The sequence below is a fragment of the Shewanella canadensis genome, assembly GCF_003966225.1.
Taxonomy (GTDB): Bacteria; Pseudomonadota; Gammaproteobacteria; order Enterobacterales; family Shewanellaceae; genus Shewanella; species Shewanella canadensis.
In genome coordinates, this window is sequence record NZ_RXNU01000035.1 from 1 (window position 1) to 2,970 (window position 2,970).

The following is a 2,970-nucleotide window of genomic DNA, read 5'->3' on the forward strand; positions in this document are numbered from 1 at the left end:
CTTCGTATTCTTTCAGTTAAGCAAAACCATCTGCAAAACCCATCTGGGTTGTATGGTTAAGCCTCACGAGTCATTAGTACAGGTTAGCTCAACGCCTCACAACGCTTACACACCCTGCCTATCAACGTCCTAGTCTCGAACGGCTCTTTAGAGGAATTAAATTCCTAGGGATGACTCATCTTAGGACTCGCTTCCCGCTTAGATGCTTTCAGCGGTTATCGATTCCGAACGTAGCTACCGGGCAATGCTATTGGCATAACAACCCGAACACCAGCGGTTCGTCCACTCCGGTCCTCTCGTACTAGGAGCAGCTTCCTTCAATCATCCAACGCCCACGGCAGATAGGGACCGAACTGTCTCACGACGTTCTGAACCCAGCTCGCGTACCACTTTAAATGGCGAACAGCCATACCCTTGGGACCGACTTCAGCCCCAGGATGTGATGAGCCGACATCGAGGTGCCAAACACCGCCGTCGATATGAACTCTTGGGCGGTATCAGCCTGTTATCCCCGGCGTACCTTTTATCCGTTGAGCGATGGCCCTTCCATTCAGAACCACCGGATCACTATGACCTACTTTCGTACCTGCTCGACGTGTATGTCTCGCAGTTAAGCTGGCTTATGCCATTGCACTAACCGTACGATGTCCGACCGTACTTAGCCAACCTTCGTGCTCCTCCGTTACTCTTTGGGAGGAGACCGCCCCAGTCAAACTACCCACCAGGCACTGTCCTCAATCCCGATTCAGGGACCTGAGTTAGAACATCAAAGCTACAAGGGTGGTATTTCAAGGTTGACTCCAACAGAACTAGCGTCCCATCTTCAAAGTCTCCCACCTATCCTACACATGTAGGTTCAATGTTCAGTGCCAAGCTATAGTAAAGGTGCACGGGGTCTTTCCGTCTAGCCGCGGGTATACGGCATCTTCACCGCAATTTCAACTTCACTGAGTCTCGGCTGGAGACAGCGTGGCCATCATTACGCCATTCGTGCAGGTCGGAACTTACCCGACAAGGAATTTCGCTACCTTAGGACCGTTATAGTTACGGCCGCCGTTTACCGGGGCTTCGATCATGAGCTTCTCCGAAGATAACCCAATCAATTAACCTTCCGGCACCGGGCAGGCGTCATACCGTATACTTCCTCTTGCGAGTTTGCACAGTACTGTGTTTTTGATAAACAGTTGCAGCCACCTGGTATCTGCGACTCCCAACAGCTTAGAGAGCAAGTCTCATCACCGTCGGGAGCGTACCTTCTCCCGAAGTTACGGTACCATTTTGCCTAGTTCCTTCAGCCGAGTTCTCTCAAGCGCCTTGGTATTCTCTACCCAACCACCTGTGTCGGTTTGGGGTACGATTCCTACTAACCTGAAGCTTAGAAGATTTTCCTGGAAGCATGGCATCAACTACTTCAGTCCCTTAGGACCTCGTCATCAACTCTCAGCTTTGCAATTTAATGCGTGTACCCGGATTTGCCTAAGTACACAGCCTACAGCCTTAAACGCGGACAACCAACGCCGCGCTAGCCTAGCCTTCTCCGTCTCTCCATCGCAGTTAGCAGAAGTACAGGAATATTAACCTGTTTCCCATCGACTACGCCTTTCGGCCTCGCCTTAGGGGTCGACTCACCCTGCCCTGATTAACATTGGACAGGAACCCTTGGTCTTTCGGCGAGGGAGTTTTTCACTCCCTTTATCGTTACTCATGTCAGCATTCGCACTTCTGATACCTCCAGCGTGGGTTACCCCTTCGCCTTCAACGGCTTACAGAACGCTCCTCTACCGCTTGCCAGTAAACTAGCAAACCCATAGCTTCGGTGTATTGCTTAGCCCCGTTAAATCTTCCGCGCAGGCCGACTCGACTAGTGAGCTATTACGCTTTCTTTAAATGATGGCTGCTTCTAAGCCAACATCCTAGCTGTCTAAGCCTTCCCACATCGTTTCCCACTTAGCAATAACTTTGGGACCTTAGCTGATGGTCTGGGTTGTTTCCCTTTTCACGACGGACGTTAGCACCCGCCGTGTGTCTCCCGTATAGTACTCATTGGTATTCGGAGTTTGCAAAGGGTTGGTAAGTCGGGATGACCCCCTAGCCTTAACAGTGCTCTACCCCCAATGGTATTCGTACGAGGCGCTACCTAAATAGCTTTCGAGGAGAACCAGATATCTCCCGGTTTGATTGGCCTTTCACCCCCATCCACAAGTCATCCGCTCATTTTTCAACATAAGTCGGTTCGGTCCTCCAGTTGATGTTACTCAACCTTCAACCTGCCCATGGATAGATCACCGGGTTTCGGGTCTACACCTTGCAACTAAACGCGCAGTTAACACTCGGTTTCCCTACGGCTCCGCTATTCGCTTAACCTCGCTACAAAATGTAAGTCGCTGACCCATTATACAAAAGGTACGCAGTCACGGTCTCAAGAACCGCTCCCACTGCTTGTACGTATACGGTTTCAGGTTCTATTTCACTCCCCTCACAGGGGTTCTTTTCGCCTTTCCCTCACGGTACTGGTTCACTATCGGTCAGTCAGGAGTATTTAGCCTTGGAGGATGGTCCCCCCATGTTCAGACAAGATGTCACGTGTCCCGTCCTACTCGTTTTCACGTAAAGTTAGTTTTCATGTACGGGGCTATCACCCTGTGCCGCTGAGCTTTCCAACTCATTCCACTAACACCCTCTACGCTTAAGGGCTAATCCCCGTTCGCTCGCCGCTACTAGGGGAATCTCGGTTGATTTCTTTTCCTCCGGGTACTTAGATGTTTCAGTTCCCCGGGTTTGCCTCACATACCTATGTATTCAGTATGTGATACTCACTTATGTGAGTGGGTTTCCCCATTCGGACATCGTTAGCTCAAATGCTTGTTACTAGCTCGCCAACGCTTTTCGCAAGTTACTACGTCCTTCATCGCCTCTGACTGCCAAGGCATCCACCGTATACGCTTAGTCACTTAACCATACAACCCAAAT

The 2,970-nt window shown here is 50.5% G+C and carries 1 rRNA gene; it reads right to left on the reverse strand.

Features of this window, described 5'->3' with window-relative positions:
* Positions 1-52 precede the first annotated feature (52 nt).
* Positions 53-2,957: ribosomal RNA gene (locus EKG38_RS24600) — 23S ribosomal RNA — on the reverse strand.
* Positions 2,958-2,970 lie beyond the last annotated feature (13 nt).